The organism is Microbacterium salitolerans, assembly GCF_019720895.1.
In the GTDB taxonomy this organism is placed as follows: Bacteria; Actinomycetota; Actinomycetes; order Actinomycetales; family Microbacteriaceae; genus Microbacterium.
In genome coordinates this window covers 482,817-500,731 of sequence record NZ_JAHKSH010000004.1, presented here as the reverse complement: position 1 = coordinate 500,731, position 17,915 = coordinate 482,817, and the positions used below count along the sequence as shown (strand labels likewise).

The following is a 17,915-nucleotide window of genomic DNA, read 5'->3' as shown; positions in this document are numbered from 1 at the left end:
CGGAGGTGCTCGCATGGCCGGTTCCGGCGTCGTCCTCCTCACCTTCCGCACGTCTGGCACTACCACGGCGGCGAAGAAGGCTCGCGAGGTCGGGACCAGTCTCGACAAGACGGGAACGAAGGCCGCCGGCGGCGTCAAGAAGCTCTCGCGGTTTGCGGGCGGGCTCGATGGCATCGTCGGCAGCGCCCTGCCTGTTCGCACGGGCCTGGGATCTCTCGCGGTCGGCCTCGACAGCTTCGGTGACAAGCTCGGCAAGAGCGGGTCGAAGATGGGCGGCTGGAAGGTCGCGGCCGCTTCCGTCGCTGCAGGTCTGGTCGTCGCAGGCGCCGCCTCGTCGGCGGCTCTCTACAAGGTCGGCAAGGCGTTCGACGAGGTAGAGGACACCATCCGCGTCGGCACCGGCGCGTCCGGCGAGGCCCTCGATAGCCTGACGCAGAGCGCGAAGAACGTCGGACGCAACGTCCCGGTCGAGTTCGACAAGATCGCTCCCGTCGTCGCAGATCTCAACACGCGCATGGGGCTGTCGGGGGACACCCTCGACACCGTCGCTGCGCAGTACCTCGAGGCTGGCCGGCTCCTCAAGCAGGACGTCGATATCCAGAGCACGTCGGCGGCCTTCACCGCTTTCAAGCTCGAGGGCGATGCCGTCTCCGGCGCGATGGATTCCCTCTTCCAGGTGTCGCAGGCCACCGGTGTCGGGATGAACGAGCTCGCGAACGGGATCTCGCAGAACGCGCCCGCCCTGCAGCAGGTCGGGTTCGGCTTCGAGGACAGCATCAGCCTGCTCGGCTCGCTCGACAAGGCTGGCCTCAACTCGCAGTCGATCCTCTCCGGCATGTCTCGCGGACTCGTGACGCTCGCGAAGGACGGCGAGCAGCCACAGGACGCGTTCAAGCGCGTCACGGCCGAAGTGCAGGGATTCGTCGATCAGGGCAACACGGCCGCCGCCCTCGACCTTGCCGGTCAGGTGTTCGGCACGCGTGGTGCGACGCAGTTCGTCGGCGCCCTCGAGGCTGGCGTCCTCAGCATGGACGACCTCATGGCGGCCACCGGTGCCACCGGGGACACGATTCTCGGGCTGAGTGCCGAGACCGCCAGCGCCGCCGAGTCGTGGCAGCTGATCAAGAACAACGCTCTCACGGCCCTCGAGCCGCTGGGTACCGCCATTTACGACCTCACCAGCGGAGCGATGGCGGGGCTGGCGGAGAAGTCGCAGGAGCTGTCGCCGATCATCAGCGAAGGACTCGGGCAGGCGGCCAAGTGGTTCAGCCGCCTGGGCGACACCATCGGACCGATCATCAGTCCGGTGCTCGAGCTGTGGTCGGCGTTCTCGCCGCTGTCGCTGGTCTTCTCCGCGCTCGAGCCTGTGCTGCCACAGCTGGCCGAGATGTTCGGCATGCTCGGCAAGATCATCGGCGGCACCCTGTCGGGCGTGCTGACACGAATAGTCGAAGCTGCGATGCCCGTGGCCGAGATGCTGTCCGGCACTCTGGCGAACGCCGTGATCATGCTGATGCCCATCATCACCGAGATCGCACAGACTCTCGCTGGTGCCCTGGGCTCGGCGCTCGTCGCCGTCGCACCGCTGCTGGTCATGCTCGCCGAGATCGCCGGCCAGGTGCTGATGATGGTGATGCCGCTGATCGCACCGATCCTCGATCTGGGCATGGCGTTCCTGCCGATCGTCACCAGCCTGATCCCGATCGTCGGAGCGCTCCTGCCTCCGCTGATCGAGCTCCTCATGGCGGTCCTCCCGATCGTGGTGGAGTTGACGGCACCGATCACCCAGCTCGCCGTCGGCGCGATCGGCGTCCTCGCCGGCTGGCTCGAGATCGCCGTCGGCTGGATCTCGACCGCGGTGAGCTGGATCTCGGATCTCGTCACCGGATCGGGCACTGCCCGCGACGAGCTCGCTGTGATCTGGGAGGCCGTCAAGGTCGGCTTCTCGGTCGTGTGGGAGTGGATCGACACGTTCGTGTTCAAGCCGTTCCGTGACGGCATCAAGCAGATCGTGCGCGGTTTCGAGATCGGCGCCAGTGCGATCGGCACGGCGTGGGCCGGCATCAAGCAGGCCGCCGCGAAGCCGATCAACTTCGTCCTCGACACCGTCTGGAACAACGGCCTCCGCGCGTTCTGGAACGACGTCGTCGGCTCGCTGGGTCTCGACGATCTGAAGCTGCCCGCCGCGCCCCTGGTGGAGTTCGCCGAGGGTGGCGTCATGCCCGGCTACACGCCGGGCCGTGACGTGCATGAGTTCTACTCACCGACCGCTGGGCGGCTTGCACTGTCCGGTGGTGAGGCGATCATGCGCCCGGAGTTCACGCGCGCCGTCGGCGGCCCCGCTGGCGTCGACCGTCTCAACGCTCTCGCCCGCAAGGGTGAGGCGTTCGCAGACGGCGGCGTGTGGGGCGCGATCGGTGACTTCGGTGCGGGCATCTGGGAGACGGTCACGTCGGCCGCGTCGGTGGCGTGGAGCTTCATGTCCGACCCGGCCGGTGCGATCCAGAAGCACATTGTCGACGGCATCGTCCGGCCGCTGCTGGGCGACGACGGGAACATCTTCCAGAAGGCGTTCGGCGAACTGCCGATCATGCTCCTCGAGCAGTTCGCTGGGCTGTTCCCGGCCCCCTCCGCGAAGGGCTCGCCCGGTACCGGCTCGGCTGGCATGGGCTGGGAAGCGATGTGGGACGTTGCCCGCAACGCCGACCCCAACCTGGTGATGACGTCGAACTACCGTCCCGGGGCGGTCACCGTCAACGGCGGTCAGTCGTACCACGCCCTGGGGCGCGCGATCGACCTGATCCCCGCAACGATGGAGACGTTCAACACCATCGCGGGCCTGTTCCCGAACGCGTCCGAGCTGATCTACACGCCCGCCGGATCCCGGCAGCTGCAGAACGGCCAGCCGTTCGCGGGGTGGAGTCCGGCCGTCCGTGCGCAGCACTACGACCACATCCACCTCGCGATGGCGAACGGTGGCGTGTTCCCGATGCTCGCCGAGGGCGGGCCGGTCCGGAGGGGCGAGGGGTACATCGTCGGCGACGGCGGAGTCCCCGAGCTGTTCGTGCCGGGCGCCGACGGGTACGTGTACCCCGAGGTGCCGACGTTCGCCGGTCAGTCCGCCGCGGACATCTCGGCGTCGCTGGACGACGTCGATATCGAGGTCGGCCCCCGCGGCGATCGGACCATCGTCCGGGTCGTCACCGTCGACGGTCGCGTCCTCACCGAGGCGGTCTTCGACGACGCCGCAGATGAGGAGGCGAGGCTGTGAGTCGCGACTTCGATGTCCACATCTCCCGGGCCATCCCGGAACGTCCGTCGCTGTCGTTCAAGCTCATCGGCACCGACAAGCTGAGCGGCGGCGTCGGCGGGTGGCAAGAGGTCCCGCGTCAGCTGCGCGAACCGCTGCTGGTGTGGACCGAGCAGCCGCTGCGCGTCTACACACTCCCGCTGCGATTCGACCGCTTCCTCCCGAACTGGGAGTACACGGTCGAAGGCGAGATCCGTGCGCTGCAGGACTGGGCATCGGCGGGGCGTGCTTCCTACCAGGAGTACGCTCCGCCGACGCTCGTCCGCGTATCGGGCAACGTCCGCGTGCCGCTGTCGATCACATGGGCGATCACGGAGCTCGACTGGGGTGAGTTCGTCACGAACGACCGGGGCGAACGCATCCGCCAGGACGTGACCGTGACGCTCAAGGAGCGCGCATACGCGCACGAGAAGGGCTACGCGGACGCGCTGAGACAAGCGCTCGGCGAGTAGGGGAGCGGAGCTCGTGAAGGCGAACCTGATCAACATCACGAGCACCGCCGGGCCACGCCTCGAGCTCGTGTCGGCCGCGACGTCGGCACGCGTCCGCACCACGATCTCCGGAGCCTCCACCCTGCAGGTCCGACTCCCGAAAGACCAGCTCACGGCATCACTCGCCACGGCACACGCCGCGACCGCCGAAGGGCGCTCGTGGACCATGGCAGCGATCCGCCGCGTCGGCGACACCGTGCACCTCGTCTACGAGGACGCCATCATCGCCGCGCTGCGCGAGCACACCGACCCGGTCATGTACCAGGTGGCGCTACCTGCTGCCGACGTCATCACCCGGTTCTGCACAGAGGCCGGCGTGAAAGTCGACATCGACCCCATCATCGGCGAACAGCATGTCGAAGGCGCCGGCCGGTCGCTGCTGGGTGAGACCGACTCGTGGCGCGAGATCGCCTCACTCGCGGAGCGCCTCGGCGGCCGGGCCTTCTCCGACGGGCAGCGCCTCATCGTCGCCCGCGACGCCGCGCGCCTCACCGGTGAAGCGACCAGGATCACGAGCTCACGCGGTCTCGTGCGCAGCGACATCGACTTCGCACTCGACCACGCTCAACCGCGCGACCGCGCGACGTTCACCGTCGACGCGGCATGGACGGCCGAGGCCGGGACCGCCGTGCAGGTCTACGCCTCAGGTCCGGCCGATGGCCGCTGGCTCGTCGCCGAATGGACCCGAGACCTGCCACTCGTCGGAACAGGCCGCGTACGCCTGACCCGACCACACACGATCGGAGAGTGACATGCCCTGGGAACCGCTGCCCGTCCCCATCGACGAGGGGACGATCATCCGCAACATCCTCACCGGCCTCTCCCAGAAGATCCCGGGCTGGATCCCCTCCGAGGGCGCCCCCGAGGTCGCGCTCGCCGAAGAGATCGGCTACCAGCTGGCAGCCGTGAACCGGGCGGCGGTGACCGCAGCGGAGTACGCAGCCGCCGGCGTCGCGGCAGCGTTCGGCTTCGAGCCGATCGACGGCCTCAAAGCGGTGCTGCCGCAGGTGACCCTCACGGCGCAGCTGCCGCCGTCGGCGGGAACCGCGCCATTCGATCGCGGGGTGACCGTCCCGGCCGGCTTCACCATCACCGTGGGGCAGCAGCCGTTCGTCGTCCCGAAGCAGATCACCCTCGTCGCGTCGTTCGCGGAGGTCGCCTCCGGTGACTTCGCGGGCTACTGGCGCGGCGACATCGCGGTCGACTTCCTCGCCCTCGACATCGGCGACGAGTGGAACACGGGCACGATCGGTGAGAAGGCGTCGATCCAGACCGTCTCGCCCGTCATCATCACCGCGACGCTGACGGCGCCGGCGACGGGTGGCGTCGGGGCAGAGACCCTGACGACGTTCCTGACCCGCTTCACCGCGTGGCTCGCGACGCTGAAGCCGGGAGGTGTGCGGGCCGAGGATCTCGCCGCGTTCGCGACGACCGTGGAGGGCACGCAGCGCGCCCTCGCCCTCGACCGGTACGACCCGAACGATCCGGGCACACCTGCCGACCGAGCCGTGACGATCATCCCCGTCACCGCCACGGGCGCTGACCTCGACACGTTCGCGAGAGAGCGCCTGCAGGCCGCGCTCGAGGGGATCAGGGAAGTGGGCTTCATCTTCCATCTGATCGACCCGACGCGGACCGCCGTCGCCGTCGACGTGACGGTGACCGCCGCGACCGGGCAGGAGACACCCGCCGTGGAGGCAGCCGTCACCGCAGCCGTCACCAAGGCGCTGTCATCCTCCGTGTGGGGCACCGCCGACGGTGACTCCGCGACGTGGGCGGAAGTCGACACGCTCCGCACGCTCGATGTCGCGGTCGTCGTCGCGACCGTCCCCGGTGTCGCGGCGATCAACGGGATCACCCTCGACGGCGGTACGGCCGACATCGCGCTCGCCGGCCCCGGTGCGCTCGTCGACGCGACCGTGACGGTTACCGCCTCATGATCGCCGACCGCGTCCTCGCCGGCCTCGGCGCATCGTTTCGTCGCCACGCCGGCGAGCACCTCACACCGCTCGTCGAGAGCCTCACCGCGCCGGTCGCCGGAACCGACGAGCTCGTCGCGCTCACCCCAGACGGATGGGCGGCCGCGTTCGACGTGGACGGCCCGCAGCCCGGATGGCTCGCGCAGCTGGTCGGCATCAACCCGGATCCGACCCTCACCCCCGAAGAGCAGCGCACCATCATTCGCACGCGCCCCGGCTGGTCTCGTGGCACGTACAAGGCGCTGCTCGCATCGATCAGGTCCGCCCTCGTCGACACGCGCCGCGTGTTCGTCGACGAGCGAGACACCGGTGCGTGGCACGCGACGATCCGCGTCTACGAATCGGACTTCGCCCCCGGCACGACGCAGGCCACGATCCGAGCACTCGCCGAACGGCACCGCCCCGCCGGCGTGACGTTCGACTTCGAGTTCTACCCGCCGCACTCCTACCAGGAGGCGGGGGACGTCGCCGGCACCTACGAGACCGCAGAAGCCACCGCCGACACGTACGCGACAGCCGAGGAGTGACCGATGCCGACTCAGACAAGCAAGGGCTTCCCCTACCCAGAGGCGCCCGACCCTGACAAGCCGCGCCTCGATCTCGAGGCGCTCGCTGTGTTCCTCGAACAGGTGCCCGGGATCCGGGTCGTCACGACGGCCGAGCGCGATGTCCTGGTCAATCTGTGGCCGGGCATGGTCATCTTCAACACGACGCTGCAGCGCCTCGAGGTGAACCGGTCCGGCACCGCTGGCGACTGGAAGTGGGTGATCGACGCCGCGGCCCCGGTGCCGATCGGTAACGGCGGCACGGGGCTGTCGGTCGCGCCGTCGCTGCTCGTGAACCTCGGGTCGACGGTCGCGTCTTCTCCGCTGTCGTCGGCGCCGCGACCGGGCGTCACCGGCACGCTCCCGATCGCGCAGGGCGGCACCGGCGGTGCGACGGCCGCCGCGGCCCGCACGAGCCTGGGGGTGGAGTCGGCCGCGAACATCGGGAATCCGGAGACCAACTTCGTCACCGCCTTCGAAGCGGCCCTCTGACCATGGCGCTCGACGACCTCGTGCGGGGCCGTGCGCCGCGCGTCCACCTCGAGCCGGTCAGCGCAGTCGTCACCGCCGTCAGCGACGCCGGGATTCTCGTTACCCCGATCGGGCAGTCGGCAGACTATCCGATCGGTCCGTGCCGAGGCCCCCGCACTGTCGATGCGATTCCGATCGCTCCCGGAATGCACGTGCTCATCGTCTTCACGACGGCCGGGCCGTGGATCGTTTCTGTCGATGGATAGGACCCCAATGCCTACCACCCTTCGTCTCCCGCTCGAGGTCAGTCAGACGGGCGCGCTGCGCACTCTCACCCAGGACAGCTCTGCCGACCTCGTCCAGTCGATCCGGTCGCTGCTGTCGACCCCTCGAGGAGAGCGGACCGCCCTGCCCGAGTACGGAATCATCGACCAGCTCGGCGCCGTCGACATCGACCCGGGCGACATCGCCCAGGCAATCGTCGACTGGGAACCCCGCGTCCAAGAACCTCGCATCACCGAGATCGCCACTGCGCTCGCAGAAGGCGCCGCGTTGTCGACGATCACCGTCGTCGTCTGAAAGGACCCAGGATGAGTCTCGCCACTCGAGTGACCGATCTCGCGACGCGCATCGGCCAGGAGTTCAAGAACCGATTCGGACCGTTGCTCTCGGAGACGTCGGGCGGCGCAGTGACGCAAATGCTGCCTAACACCGCCTATCGGGCACGGAAGGTGGGCGGCCTCGTCACCCTGCAGGGGGTCCACAGCGGAACGATTCCAACCGGGATGTCCATCGTGGGGACGCTCGCCCCCGAGTATGTGCCGCCGTTCGTCTCACATGGCGGAGCTGTGATCTCAGGGAACCCCGCGGGTGGATACATGCAGGTCACGCCGGAAGGGGAGATCCGAGTGTTCAACACCTCCGGCTCATCCGCCACCAGCATGCGGTTCTACTTCACGTACCCGGTCGCGTAGAGGCCGCGTCTCACCATCAGCCGTCCCGACCGGGGCGGCTTTTCTCATGCATGAACCGGAGGAGCAGTGATGTCGAAGCAGGCCCGTGAAGCCGAGGTGCTGGCGCTACAGAAGCGCGCTCTCGACCCGAACGACGAGTACGACGGATCCGACGCGATGGTCCGTCCCGAGGGTGACAGGGGAGACGACTGATGAGCAGCGTCTACACCGCAACCCGTCTGACGAGCGACCACAGCCCCCGCATCCGCGGTGTCGGTGGCGTCGTCCTCCACCACGCCGCCATGACCGGCAGCGTCGAGGCACTCGTCGGCATGATGATGCCCGGCGGCCGCACCGTCTCCGCACACGCCGCGATCAAGGACCGCGACATCATCCAGACGGTGCCCGCGAACCGGCGCGCCTGGTCCCTCGGCGACGGTTACTGGGACAGCTGGGGTATGACGTGCGAGTGCGTCAACGACAGCGCCGCCCCCTCGTGGACGCTGTCGGCTGCGACGCACGAATCGATCGCGCAGTTCGTCGCGTCCGCAGCGCAGTCGTTCGGCTTCTACCCGCACCGCAACGGCTCCCCGTCGACGTGGACCGTCCTCGGACACCGTGAGGTGTACACGATCCACGGCGGTTCCTACGCGACCGCGTGCCCCGGCGGCATGGACCTGGCGTGGATCACGCGCCGCGCGCAGCAGATCCTCGGATCCGGCGACGGCCCCGCCCCGATCGGCGGTGGCGGCGGCTCGACGTCCGGCACGTGGGCCGGCTATCCGATCCGCGACATCCAGAAGCGACTCGGCGTGCACGGCCACGCCACGACCGTCGACGGCATCTACGGGCCCGACACCGAGAAGAAGGTGCGCGCCTTCCAGGCTGCCGCCGGGCTCGCGGTCGACGGCGACGTCGGCCCCGCCACGTGGGCCGCGCTGCAGAAGGCCCCCGCGAAGTCGGGAGGCACGCCGAAGCCGAGCACCCCGAAGGCGCCCGCGTTCCCGCTCCCGAAGGACTGGTACTTCGGCCCCGAGAGCGGCCCGCGCGAGTCCGTCAGCGGACACCACGGCAACCGCCACGGCACCGCCTCCGAGATGCGGAAGCACCTCTGGCGCTGGCAGCAGCGCATGGAAGACCGCGGCTGGCTGTTCCCGCTCCACGGATCCGATGGCCTCTACGGCACCGAGACCCGCGAGAACACCCTCGCCTTCCAGCGCGAGAAGGGCCTGAAGGCCGACGGCCTCATCGGCCCCGCCACATGGGCGGCCGCTTGGGAAGCCCCGGTGACGTGATGCCCGCCGGAACGAAGACGTTCGCCCTCATCGTCGGCCTCGTCACGCTCGGAATGACCGCGCTCGCGGCGTGGGCGGCGGTCCGGTCGATCGTCTTCTTCCTGTGGCTGATCGCGTTCCTCACGGCGCGAGGAGGTGCCATGTGATGGAGCTCATCTCGAACGTCCCGCCGCTGGTGCTCACCGTCGCCGGCATCGTCCTGACGATGCTCTGCGCTCTCGCCGGCGCGTTGCTCGCGGCTCGGTCGAAGGACCGCGCCTCGAGCATCGACGCTGCGGATCGCATGATCGACCAGCCGCACGAGGAGCTCGGCCGACGGCGCGTGACGGCGAGCTCGCCTCGCCGGGTCGTCGCCGTCGCGCTGAGGCACGTGTGGGAATCGATCACGGAGCCGCGACACATCACGTCGGCCTTCTTCGTGGTGTACCTCATCGTCACCTACACGGGGATCACGACCCTCGTCTCCCCACCGCGCACCGTCGAGGGATCCCTCGGCGACCCGCTGTCGACGGCGTGGGCGATCCTGCTCATCGCCGGCGGCGTCGGTGGCGCCCTCGCCGTGCTGCCTGGGTGGTGGTGGGCGGAGCGCCTCGCGATCATTCTGACCGGGGCAGGCATTGGCATCTACGGGATCGTCGTGCTCGGCCGCCAGCTTGAGACGAGCGGATCGCGCCTCACCCAGCTTGGCGTCATCGCGCTCGCGGGAGCTCTCTTCGCCGTTCGGTGGCTGCTCATTCGGGGGTACTCGTTCGAGCCGCGACCGGAGGCGCCCCATGACGACTGAGCAGATCCTCACCCTGATCCTCGGATCCGGCGTCGTGGGCGCCGTCGTCACGAAGCTCATCGACTGGGCCCGCGACGCCCACGCCGGACACCTCAGCAAGAGGCGCGCCGAGGTCGACCGAGCGATCCAGGAACGCGACAAAGCGCGCACGGCGCTCGAGGGCGCGGAAGCCGAAGAGGACCGGCTCGCGCGTCGGATCCGCCGCGTCGAGGAGTCCCTCGCCGTGCATCGACGCGTCATCATCGACGCCCCGTGCCTCGGGGCGGACCACCTGCCCGACTATCCCTCGAGGGAGTCTCCATGAAGAACCGCATCACGAGCGCCACATGGTGGCGCGCTGCCGGCCTCCGGGCCCTCTACACGGCCATCGCCGTCGTGATCCCCTATCTCGGCGCGACGGTCATCGCCGACATCTCGTGGCTTGTCGCGCTCTCGGCCGCCGCTGTGGGCGCGATCGCTTCTCTCGCGACGTCGCTCGCTGGCCTCCCGGAGTCCGACGGCGTCGAGCTGCCCTGGTGGCTCGCGGCACTCGAGCGCGTGGGGAAGACGTTCGGCCAGGCTCTCGCGGCCGGCCTCACCGGCGCGGTGCTGATCACCGATGTCGACTGGGCCCTCGTGCTGCAGTCCGCGGCGATGTCCGCATTCATCTCGCTGCTGCGCCTCATCCTCGCCACCCTGCCCGCTGGACCGACGGCTCCGACCATGCCGACATCGGATCCAGTGGTGACGCTGCCGGTCGACGCCCCGGCTGCGCCGGCAGGTTCGGACGACGGTCTCGCGCCCGGCGGCGTCACTCGTCCACCAGCGGGCACGTTCTGACCTTCACGCCCGCACCAGCAATACACGATCGCCCCTCCTGGGTGAGCTACTGACGCCACAGCGGTGGCAGGCTCCCTGGGAGGGGCGATTCGTCGATATGCTCGGAGGGTCCCCGCCCCACAACGCAAGGTACGTCTACTAATGCAGCTCAGCGGAAGTCTCAACCCCACAAATTTCAGCACCCAGTGGGGTGACGGAAGCATCGCGGACTTCACCAACGCAACATTCGTGGAGCCTGTAGCACTTGCAGGCACGATCGCTTTGGCGGATCGTGCTCGTCGCGCGGGACAGCAGGTGACTGTGCTGAGGCCGAAGGATGTCAACGTGGCGAACTACCTCGCCCGTATCGGTCTCGGAGCGGAGATGGAGCGGATGGGTGTCTCGCACGATCTCCCGAGTGTGAACGCGCGCGATCTTTCCGCGCAACTGCTCGAGCTTCAGAAGGTGCAGGGGGAGCACGGTGGCGAGAAGGTGGCTGCACTCGTTGCGGACAAGCTCCATGCGAACGGCACGGACCCGGCCGTCGTTGAGGCGCTCCACAACGCGATCTGCGAGACAGTTGGGAACATCGAGTTTCACGCGGAGGTCGATGGTGGATACGCAGTTGCGCAGACGATTAACGGACGCATCATCTTCGCGATCGCTGACAGCGGCATCGGGCTGCGGGAGAGCCTCGAGAAGCGCCAGGCGGTGAACGATGATTCCAACGCAATCGAACTGGCCACCGTGGCGAACATCAGTGCCACTGGTGAAGTGGGCCGAGGGCAGGGCCTCCCAGAGACTGTGAGCACTTCGATCGCAGCTGGCGGTGTAGTGCATATCGCGTCGGGGGTGGCGATTTTCAGGTACGAGGGCGATACTGTGACGAAGCGGACGGTCGACCAGCCGTTCGAAGGCACCGTCATCCAGGTATCTTTGCCCGCCTAGGAAAGTTGGTGAGTCATGACCGCCCTCGCCGTACCGGACCTCGCTGGTTCACGCGCCCGCGCGTCTGAACTGGCTTCTGAACTGCCTGCTTCGCTCGCAGGCGTGTCGGTTGAGATCGATGTCGCAAACGTGTCCGCAGCGAGTCAGTCGTTCGTCGATGAGCTCTGCAAGCAGCTCCTCGAGGTGCGGAGTGCCCGAGAGCTAGTCGTGCACAACGCATCGCCTAGTCTTGCCCGGCACCTCAACACGTCGGCGCGGCTACGCGGCGTTCTCGACCGTCTGCTCGTCGACATTCGCGCAGCAGTTTAGACCGCGCAGACTCCAAGCGCCCCTCCGGCTTCGTCCGGAGGGGCGCTTTTGGTGGGTGAGGCGTGTGGGTGGTCGTGCGCTCAGTATCCGACGGCCGCGAGGCCGTGCTCGGCCTGCTCGGGCGTGAATCCCTCGTGCAGCAGCTGGTCGAGCAACTCCTGTCGCGAGAAGCTCGAGTAGTCGAGGTAGCTCTCCGCGGACTCGACGGCCTCGGCGTTCCAATCCGGCGCGAGGTACTCGATCGCGAACTCGGCGTCTTCGCGCGGGTAGCCCTCGAACTCGAGCTGCGTGACGAGGCTTTCGTGTGAGAACCCGGAATAGGCGAGGTAGGACTGCGCGTCTCCCACCGCATTCTCCTGGGAGAGCGACATCTCGGGCTCCGCCGGCTCCTCCTCGACGGGCTCGGCTGGCTCCTCTTCCGCAGCGGGCTCCTCGGTGACGTCCTCGACCGGATCCTCGCTCGGTGTCGCGGCAGGTTCGGGCGCTGTCGTCTCGGAGGGCTCCGAGGCGGACAGGTCCTCGTCGTCATCTCCGAGCCCGAGTGCGCTTCCGATTCCTCCCACGACGACCGCCGCAGCGATCACCCAGACCCACCATCGCGTAAACCACGGCTTCTTCGGCTTCGTCTCGTCGGCTACCTGGGGACCCGGTGTCATACCTGGGGAGTTCGTCATAGCCGGAGCATAGCTAGCGCCCATGCTGAAGGGCGGGGGTCGTTAGGGATCTGTGATCCGCGACGCGCTACGGGGCCTGATCGAGAGTGGCGGGGCGGCGGGTGCGCACGGCATCACGACATTGGTCCCGTTGGTGCGCAGGCACCACGCCACACCCAGCAGCGCAGACGCTCGCCGTCCACGTCCACTTCGACCCCGACCGCCGTCTCCGTCCACCGCCGCACGCGCACCGTCGCGCGCACGTCGGCGTCACCGAACCGGAGCCAGGTCAACGCGCGCAGCTGCCGATGCTCGGGGACGATGCTCACGATGCGGGAGTGGAGCGCGAGCTGCTCAGTCGAGAGGGTGTGCAGGTCTCCGTGCTTGCGTGCATCGCGGAGCTCACGTTCCTCGGCGAGCCGCGCGGCGTGGTCGGGGTACCGCTTGCTGCTGCCCACGTTGTCTCCTCACGTTCGACGTGAGGGCAAGTGTAGTAACTATGTTCGAATGAATCTGCCGGCGCGACGCGCGCGCCGCGGGGCTACGCCTTGCGGATGCTGAGCGCCATCCACCCGTCGGGGGCGCACGTGCCGAGCTCGCTCCGGTCGGCGATGGTGATGTCCTTCGTCTCGCGTGGCCGGATGGTCGCGATGCCGGTCTTGAGGTCTGCCTTCACGAGGTCGTGTCCGTCGGGGAGCGCGGCGGTCACGGCGGCGTTGAACGCGTCGATGCTGTCCGTGTCAGCGATCTCGATGTCGGTCGTCGCGGTGGGGCGGATCGTCACGGTGTAGGGCACCGATCCAGGTTACGCGGGCTCGAGCAGCTGCGGCCCGTCGTCGGTCGCCTTGAATGGCATGACCCGGTGGTACTCGAGCTGCTCCATGACGCCGCGCGAGGCGTTCACGGCCTCGTCGACGAGTGCCTGGTCACCGGTGGTCTCCGGGTCCATCCAATGTTCCCAGAGGTCCTGCGGGAGGCCGACGGGGTTGCGGTCGTGGATGGACGCGAGCTCGTCGACGGTGGGCATCGTCAGGATCGTGGCGGTGAGCGTCCATCGGGCGGGGTCGTCGTCGGCGACGCTCTTGTCCTGCCACCACGCGTAGAGGCCGGCAAAGCCGAGCGAACCGTCGTCGGGGTGGATCCACCAGGGCGTCTTCGCCCCCTTCTCGCCGGTCCACTCGTAGTAGCCGGCTGCCGGCACGATGCACCGTCGCGACTTCAGCGGGCCCTTCCAAGTCGCCTTGCCGGTGATGCCTTCGGTGCGGGCGTTGAACGTGGGGAACTTCAGCTTGAGGCTGTCGGACCAGGGCGGCACGAGTCCCCACCGGGCGCCCTCGATGCGCAGCTCGCGCGTCTTCGGTGCGTCGACGAGGATCGGGATCTGCGTCGTGGGCTTGATGTTGTAGCGCGGCTCCCAGTCCCATGACCATTCCTCGGCCTGCCGGCCGGTGGCCGTCACGAACTCCGTGATGTCGGCGTTGACCTTGTCGTCGAGGGCGAAGCGTCCGCACATGCCGTCAGCGTAGGCCGCTCGGCCTTCGTCGTCGACTAGTCCGATCGTAGGCGGGAGGCCTAGCGTCTCCTTGTGGTCCTACACGTCCGCGATGTCGTCGCCGTATCCGGGGTGCTGCGCTTCGGGCCACTCGATCCGGTACCCACACTCGCGACACTCGTCGCGCCCGTCTTCCGGGTGCATGGTGACCCCGCACTCAGGGCATATGGGCTGCGCGGCGTGCTCGAACAGATCCATGTCGACAGAGTAAGTCGTCAACCCCTTCTGCTCTCGAGCGGGAGGGACAACCCTTTGCTGTTGCGGTCAGCGTGGTCCACGGCGGCCAGTTGCGTCAGGTCGATTGTCACCGTTCCAAGTCACACCGCACGTCGTGCAGGCATGGTCATATGGCCCGAACTCAGGCTTGGGAATCAGAGTTTCCCAGTGATCATGGGTGCACCAAACCTCTCCGCTGAGCTTGGACCAGTCGTTCTTGATTGCTCGGACGTCGTCCTGGGTGAGAGCCATGGCCTCAGGGTACGGCGTGCGCCCTTCTACGTTGGCGCGTGTGCGCTTTCGTCATCCACGGAGCGCGACCTTCGAAGTGACGAGTCGATCTCTAGACTTCCAGAATGGATTCAGAAGTGCTCACGGCGCTGGTCGGCGTTGGTGGCGTGATCGCAGGTGGTGTGCTGACGTATCTCGGGTCGGCACGGATTGCGCGACGTGCGGACGAACGTGCGCGATTGGATCGCGAGCGGGCGGACGAAGAAGCGGCGCGAGGGATACTCGAGTCGGTCGCTAAGTCGTTCCTCGGCCAGAGCAAAGCTCTCCGCAGCATCGCTCTGGGATCGGACGCATGGGACGATCGCATCTTTCTATCGGAAGGATGGGTCCAAGCTGATCTCACCTTGCGATATCAAGTCGACAGAGTGAACGACCGAGCGGTCCGCGAACGACTTGAGCTCGTTCTGGACGCGATCGTAGATGAGGGCATCGAGGACAGCTGGGGGCCCAGCTCGCCGGGTGAGTATCGAGACGATCTCCTAAACTTGGGGCGGGAGATCGCGATGGCAGCGGCCCGTAACCAGGCGCCGAGTGGTCGCACCGTTGAGACCGCCAAGCGTCTAGAAGCCGCCGCGGAGCTCACTCAGAAGCACACGCATTGAAGCGTCGCGAGGCGCAATGACGCGGCTCTGTAGCGACGTCGACCAATGTGCGTGCCTCGGGCCACATGCAACGGGGCCCCCAATTTGGCTAGGCAGCATGTCCGCGCCCGCGTCCGGATCGCGCTCGAGGAGAGATGAATGGTAGGACGTTCGACGCGGCCGCCATCTCGTCGTCTGTGACCTCGAGGTAGAGCTGTGTCGTCGCCAGGCTTGCATGTCCCATCATCTCCTGCACGACGCGCACCCCCACGCCCTGGCGCAGGAGCGTAGTCGCGTAGTAGTGCCGCAAGCTGTGCCCCGTGATCCGTGGATCCGCGATCCCTGCCTTGCGCAACACACGCGAGATTGACGTTGACGCCGACTTCATGAGCACGTGCCCTCCGCCGTCAGGGAATCGGCTGTTCGAGTACGGCGACGGGAACCACCAGCCGCGCTCGCCGCGGCGATCCGCGATCTCCTGGATGGCGGGCGGCATGTAGACGATGTGCTCGAGGCCGCCCTTGCGGAGCGAGCGGATGGTGTTTGTGACGCGATCGATGTCCTCGTCTCGGATTTTCACGACCTCGCCGATGCGGAGGCCGGTGAGTGCAGCGATCACGATCATGTCGCGTGTGGACTGGTACGCGCCGCTGTCGAGCATGTTCGTGATGTGCGTCTCGGTGAGTGGACGTGGGCGGCGCCGGGGGACCTTCACTTTGCGAAGGCGCGCGCCAGGGTCGTCGGGGCGGTAGCCCTCCTCGAGCATCCAACGACTCCATGTCTGCATATAGGAGCGCTCAACCTGACGAGTGCCAGGTGAGAGGTCTCCTCCGGTGCGCGCGTGGCGACGGTTGAGTACGGCGATCATGTCGGTCTTGCTGACCGTCTCTGGGGTCCTGCCAGTGGCCTCGAGGAGCGCGAGGAGGGCATCGCGGCCCTCGATCGTTCGAGGTGAGAGGCCGGCGGCGCGCTGTTCGTCGGCCCAGGCATTACGGATAAGCGTCCAGCTGGTCACTGGTTCCTCCACGGGTGCACGGGTAGGTGATGGGGACGAGATCACGCTATTGACGTGCGTGCACGGCCTGTCAGAGACCATGGCGACAGTGTCGCCGTGCAAAGCTAGGGCGTGGCGATGGCCAGCGACGGGACAGAAACACGCGGTGCCATCACGAGACCCGCGCCTCGCGGAACTCAGCAAGGTCGACGATGGACCGCGGTTCTGAAACAGCGCTCTGATAATCCGCGGGTCGCGGGTTCGAGCCCCGCTGGGCCCACCGAGAACGAGGAATGGCCGGGGCCGTCGCCCCGGTCATTCTGCATTCGGGCGCTGCGCTCCGACGCTCGGGCGCCCCTTCGGTCGGTCGGCGACCGGCGATTCTCCACGCCGAGATGTCTGACGAACCGCGGCGGCTGTGGATCCGCGGATTCTCGTGCCCCGCCGTCGCCCGCTTCGAAGGCGATCGGCGCGGCCGCCTTCGGGCGAGTGCGCGACGAACAGACTGTTGACGGGTGATGCTCCCCATTGCTAGCGTGTTCGAAATCCAACACTGAACGTTGGAGAAAGCACATCGCGCAATGAGGACGGTGACATGGCGGACCACGCTTCGAGTGACGAGACCCGCACGCTTCGCTACGGATTGGTCGGTGCGGGCACGATGGGTCGTGAGCACATCCGCTACGTCGAGATGCTCGAGGGCAGCGAGATCGCGGCGATCGCCGATCCGCACGCACCGTCGCTCGACGCGGCGCGCGCGCTGCTGTCCCGGGACGCGACGACATATGCCACGCACGCGGAGATGCTCGCCGATGAGCACCTCGACGCGCTGATCATCGCCACCCCCAACGACACGCATGCGCAGATCCTGCTCGACGTCTTCTCGACCGGAGTGGCCCTGCCGATCCTGATCGAGAAGCCCCTCGTGACCACTCCGGAGGACGCGGAACGCGTACGACGCGCCGCAGAGGAGTACGGTGCACCGATCTGGGTCGCCATGGAGTACCGCTACATGCCGCCGGTCCAGCGCTTCCTGGACGACGTGCACGGGGGCAGGACCGGGACGCCGCGGATGCTGACCATCACGGAGCATCGCTTCCCGTTCCTCCACAAGGTCGAGAACTGGAACCGGTTCGCGGCGCGCACCGGGGGAACGCTCGTCGAGAAGGCGTGCCACTTCTTCGACCTGATGCGTCTGATCCTGCGTGATGAGCCGGTGCGCGTGTACGCGTCGGGCGCGGCAGACGTGAACCATCGAGACGAGAGCTACGACGGCCACGTGCCCGACATCCTCGACAACGCATTCGTGACGGTCGACTTCGCGGGCGGCGGTCGCGCGATGCTCAACCTGTGCATGTTCGCCGAGGGCAGCCAGTATCAGGAGCACATGTCGGTGATCGGCGACGTCGCCAAGACCGAGGTCGGCGTCCCCGTGGCATCGGGTCACTGGACCGCGCTGGAGCGCGACGCCTTCGTCACGTTCAGCCCGCGCGAGCCGCAGGGGCCCGTGCACCACGACGTGAGCATCGACCCCGAGCTCGAGGCGGCTGGCGGGCACTACGGCTCGACGTTCTTCGAGCACCAGCGGTTCCAGGAGGTGGTGCGGGGCGCGGCCGACGTCGAGGTGACGCTCGAGGACGGCCTCCGCGCTGTCCTGATGGGCATCGCGGCGGAGCGCTCCGCCGCGACGCACCAGCCGGTGGATCTCGATTTCGCACGGTCCTGAGGGCCCCGGCGGATCTGAA

At 67.8% G+C, this 17,915-nt stretch carries 25 protein-coding genes; 19 read left to right on the top strand and 6 right to left on the bottom strand.

The features are described from left to right. The first annotated feature begins 13 nt into the window (after positions 1-13). The 17 genes from KOL93_RS11800 to KOL93_RS11725 all read left to right on the top strand — a co-directional run bounded on the left by KOL93_RS11800 (position 14) and on the right by KOL93_RS11725 (position 11,883). Entirely contained in the window at positions 14-3,271 is a 3,258-nt protein-coding gene (locus KOL93_RS11800) for a phage tail tape measure protein (RefSeq protein ID WP_221585551.1), read from the top strand. After that, positions 3,268-3,762, top strand: coding sequence for a phage tail protein (locus KOL93_RS11795; protein WP_221585550.1), 495 nt, complete (start codon positions 3,268-3,270; stop codon positions 3,760-3,762). Before KOL93_RS11800 ends, KOL93_RS11795 begins: the two co-directional genes overlap by 4 nt. A 13-nt stretch (positions 3,763-3,775) precedes the next feature. Beyond that, positions 3,776-4,552, top strand: coding sequence for a hypothetical protein (locus KOL93_RS11790; protein ID WP_221585549.1), 777 nt, complete (start codon positions 3,776-3,778; stop codon positions 4,550-4,552). A gap of 1 nt (position 4,553) precedes the next feature. Further along, a complete protein-coding gene (locus KOL93_RS11785) occupies positions 4,554-5,741 on the top strand; it encodes a baseplate J/gp47 family protein (protein WP_221585548.1) in 1,188 nt (395 codons plus the stop codon). After that, complete coding sequence (locus KOL93_RS11780; protein ID WP_221585547.1) at positions 5,738-6,307, top strand: hypothetical protein; 570 nt, start codon at positions 5,738-5,740, stop codon at positions 6,305-6,307. Before KOL93_RS11785 ends, KOL93_RS11780 begins: the two co-directional genes overlap by 4 nt. Positions 6,308-6,310: 3 nt before the next feature. Then, complete coding sequence (locus tag KOL93_RS11775; protein WP_221585546.1) at positions 6,311-6,817, top strand: hypothetical protein; 507 nt, start codon at positions 6,311-6,313, stop codon at positions 6,815-6,817. A 2-nt stretch (positions 6,818-6,819) separates the two neighbouring features. Then, positions 6,820-7,062 (top strand): hypothetical protein, encoded by a 243-nt coding sequence (locus KOL93_RS11770; RefSeq protein ID WP_221585545.1) that lies wholly within the window; start codon positions 6,820-6,822, stop codon positions 7,060-7,062. 7 nt (positions 7,063-7,069) lie between these two features. After that, on the top strand, positions 7,070-7,375 hold the full coding sequence (locus KOL93_RS11765) for a GPW/gp25 family protein (RefSeq protein ID WP_221585544.1): 306 nt from the start codon (positions 7,070-7,072) through the stop codon (positions 7,373-7,375). 11 nt (positions 7,376-7,386) lie between these two features. Continuing rightward, positions 7,387-7,770: a hypothetical protein gene (locus tag KOL93_RS11760; RefSeq protein ID WP_221585543.1), complete on the top strand. Its 384-nt coding sequence runs from the start codon at positions 7,387-7,389 to the stop codon at positions 7,768-7,770. 69 nt (positions 7,771-7,839) lie between these two features. Next, a complete protein-coding gene (locus tag KOL93_RS16230) occupies positions 7,840-7,962 on the top strand; it encodes a hypothetical protein (protein WP_260406511.1) in 123 nt (40 codons plus the stop codon). Then, entirely contained in the window at positions 7,962-9,044 is a 1,083-nt protein-coding gene (locus KOL93_RS11755; RefSeq protein ID WP_221585542.1) for a peptidoglycan recognition protein family protein, read from the top strand. Before KOL93_RS16230 ends, KOL93_RS11755 begins: the two co-directional genes overlap by 1 nt. After that, positions 9,044-9,190, top strand: coding sequence for a hypothetical protein (locus tag KOL93_RS11750; protein WP_221585541.1), 147 nt, complete (start codon positions 9,044-9,046; stop codon positions 9,188-9,190). The genes KOL93_RS11755 and KOL93_RS11750 overlap by 1 nt, the downstream gene beginning before the upstream one ends. Next, complete coding sequence (locus KOL93_RS11745; RefSeq protein WP_221585540.1) at positions 9,190-9,828, top strand: hypothetical protein; 639 nt, start codon at positions 9,190-9,192, stop codon at positions 9,826-9,828. The genes KOL93_RS11750 and KOL93_RS11745 overlap by 1 nt, the downstream gene beginning before the upstream one ends. Beyond that, positions 9,818-10,132, top strand: coding sequence for a hypothetical protein (locus KOL93_RS11740; RefSeq protein ID WP_221585539.1), 315 nt, complete (start codon positions 9,818-9,820; stop codon positions 10,130-10,132). The genes KOL93_RS11745 and KOL93_RS11740 overlap by 11 nt, the downstream gene beginning before the upstream one ends. After that, positions 10,129-10,647 carry a holin gene (locus tag KOL93_RS11735; protein WP_221585538.1) on the top strand — a complete coding sequence of 173 codons (519 nt, stop codon included), beginning with the start codon at positions 10,129-10,131 and terminating at the stop codon, positions 10,645-10,647. Before KOL93_RS11740 ends, KOL93_RS11735 begins: the two co-directional genes overlap by 4 nt. 324 nt (positions 10,648-10,971) lie before the next feature. After that, positions 10,972-11,574 (top strand): hypothetical protein, encoded by a 603-nt coding sequence (locus tag KOL93_RS11730; RefSeq protein WP_221585537.1) that lies wholly within the window; start codon positions 10,972-10,974, stop codon positions 11,572-11,574. A 15-nt stretch (positions 11,575-11,589) separates the two neighbouring features. Further along, a complete protein-coding gene (locus KOL93_RS11725; RefSeq protein ID WP_221585536.1) occupies positions 11,590-11,883 on the top strand; it encodes a hypothetical protein in 294 nt (97 codons plus the stop codon). 80 nt (positions 11,884-11,963) lie between these two features. On the opposite strand, the gene KOL93_RS11720 is transcribed toward KOL93_RS11725, so the two are convergent. From KOL93_RS11720 to KOL93_RS11700, 5 genes are all read right to left on the bottom strand, one after another. Continuing rightward, a complete protein-coding gene (locus tag KOL93_RS11720) occupies positions 11,964-12,557 on the bottom strand; it encodes an Ltp family lipoprotein (protein ID WP_221585535.1) in 594 nt (197 codons plus the stop codon). A gap of 113 nt (positions 12,558-12,670) precedes the next feature. Beyond that, positions 12,671-12,994, bottom strand: coding sequence for a hypothetical protein (locus KOL93_RS11715; RefSeq protein ID WP_221585534.1), 324 nt, complete (start codon positions 12,992-12,994; stop codon positions 12,671-12,673). An 83-nt stretch (positions 12,995-13,077) separates the two neighbouring features. Next, entirely contained in the window at positions 13,078-13,332 is a 255-nt protein-coding gene (locus KOL93_RS11710; RefSeq protein ID WP_221585533.1) for a hypothetical protein, read from the bottom strand. A 9-nt stretch (positions 13,333-13,341) separates the two neighbouring features. After that, positions 13,342-14,049 (bottom strand): SOS response-associated peptidase, encoded by a 708-nt coding sequence (locus KOL93_RS11705; RefSeq protein WP_221585532.1) that lies wholly within the window; start codon positions 14,047-14,049, stop codon positions 13,342-13,344. A 78-nt stretch (positions 14,050-14,127) separates the two neighbouring features. Next, complete coding sequence (locus KOL93_RS11700) at positions 14,128-14,286, bottom strand: hypothetical protein (RefSeq protein WP_221585531.1); 159 nt, start codon at positions 14,284-14,286, stop codon at positions 14,128-14,130. A 374-nt stretch (positions 14,287-14,660) separates the two neighbouring features. On the opposite strand from KOL93_RS11700, the gene KOL93_RS11695 reads away from it, so the two are divergent. Next, positions 14,661-15,197 carry a hypothetical protein gene (locus KOL93_RS11695; RefSeq protein ID WP_221585530.1) on the top strand — a complete coding sequence of 179 codons (537 nt, stop codon included), beginning with the start codon at positions 14,661-14,663 and terminating at the stop codon, positions 15,195-15,197. Positions 15,198-15,285: 88 nt separating this feature from the next. Here the strand turns inward: KOL93_RS11695 and KOL93_RS16380 are convergent, their stop codons facing one another. Continuing rightward, positions 15,286-16,191, bottom strand: coding sequence for a tyrosine-type recombinase/integrase (locus tag KOL93_RS16380; RefSeq protein WP_221585529.1), 906 nt, complete (start codon positions 16,189-16,191; stop codon positions 15,286-15,288). A gap of 574 nt (positions 16,192-16,765) precedes the next feature. On the opposite strand from KOL93_RS16380, the gene KOL93_RS11685 reads away from it, so the two are divergent. Continuing rightward, on the top strand, positions 16,766-17,896 hold the full coding sequence (locus tag KOL93_RS11685; RefSeq protein WP_221585528.1) for a Gfo/Idh/MocA family protein: 1,131 nt from the start codon (positions 16,766-16,768) through the stop codon (positions 17,894-17,896). Positions 17,897-17,915 lie beyond the last annotated feature (19 nt).

Bases quoted from the DNA above. Each gene is read 5' to 3' on its own strand.
- KOL93_RS11800 (WP_221585551.1), top strand. From the start codon at position 14: ATGGCCGGTTCCGGCGTCGTCCTCCTCACCTTCCGCACGTCTGGCACT.
- KOL93_RS11785 (WP_221585548.1), top strand. From the start codon at position 4,554: ATGCCCTGGGAACCGCTGCCCGTCCCCATCGACGAGGGGACGATCATC.
- KOL93_RS11780 (WP_221585547.1), top strand. From the start codon at position 5,738: ATGATCGCCGACCGCGTCCTCGCCGGCCTCGGCGCATCGTTTCGTCGC.
- KOL93_RS11775 (WP_221585546.1), top strand. From the start codon at position 6,311: ATGCCGACTCAGACAAGCAAGGGCTTCCCCTACCCAGAGGCGCCCGAC.
- KOL93_RS11770 (WP_221585545.1), top strand. From the start codon at position 6,820: ATGGCGCTCGACGACCTCGTGCGGGGCCGTGCGCCGCGCGTCCACCTC.
- KOL93_RS11765 (WP_221585544.1), top strand. From the start codon at position 7,070: ATGCCTACCACCCTTCGTCTCCCGCTCGAGGTCAGTCAGACGGGCGCG.
- KOL93_RS11760 (WP_221585543.1), top strand. From the start codon at position 7,387: ATGAGTCTCGCCACTCGAGTGACCGATCTCGCGACGCGCATCGGCCAG.
- KOL93_RS16230 (WP_260406511.1), top strand. From the start codon at position 7,840: ATGTCGAAGCAGGCCCGTGAAGCCGAGGTGCTGGCGCTACAGAAGCGC.
- KOL93_RS11755 (WP_221585542.1), top strand. From the start codon at position 7,962: ATGAGCAGCGTCTACACCGCAACCCGTCTGACGAGCGACCACAGCCCC.
- KOL93_RS11750 (WP_221585541.1), top strand. From the start codon at position 9,044: ATGCCCGCCGGAACGAAGACGTTCGCCCTCATCGTCGGCCTCGTCACG.
- KOL93_RS11745 (WP_221585540.1), top strand. From the start codon at position 9,190: ATGGAGCTCATCTCGAACGTCCCGCCGCTGGTGCTCACCGTCGCCGGC.
- KOL93_RS11740 (WP_221585539.1), top strand. From the start codon at position 9,818: ATGACGACTGAGCAGATCCTCACCCTGATCCTCGGATCCGGCGTCGTG.
- KOL93_RS11735 (WP_221585538.1), top strand. From the start codon at position 10,129: ATGAAGAACCGCATCACGAGCGCCACATGGTGGCGCGCTGCCGGCCTC.
- KOL93_RS11725 (WP_221585536.1), top strand. From the start codon at position 11,590: ATGACCGCCCTCGCCGTACCGGACCTCGCTGGTTCACGCGCCCGCGCG.
- KOL93_RS11720 (WP_221585535.1), bottom strand. From the start codon at position 12,557: ATGACGAACTCCCCAGGTATGACACCGGGTCCCCAGGTAGCCGACGAG.
- KOL93_RS11705 (WP_221585532.1), bottom strand. From the start codon at position 14,049: ATGTGCGGACGCTTCGCCCTCGACGACAAGGTCAACGCCGACATCACG.
- KOL93_RS11700 (WP_221585531.1), bottom strand. From the start codon at position 14,286: ATGGATCTGTTCGAGCACGCCGCGCAGCCCATATGCCCTGAGTGCGGG.
- KOL93_RS11695 (WP_221585530.1), top strand. From the start codon at position 14,661: ATGGATTCAGAAGTGCTCACGGCGCTGGTCGGCGTTGGTGGCGTGATC.
- KOL93_RS11685 (WP_221585528.1), top strand. From the start codon at position 16,766: ATGGCGGACCACGCTTCGAGTGACGAGACCCGCACGCTTCGCTACGGA.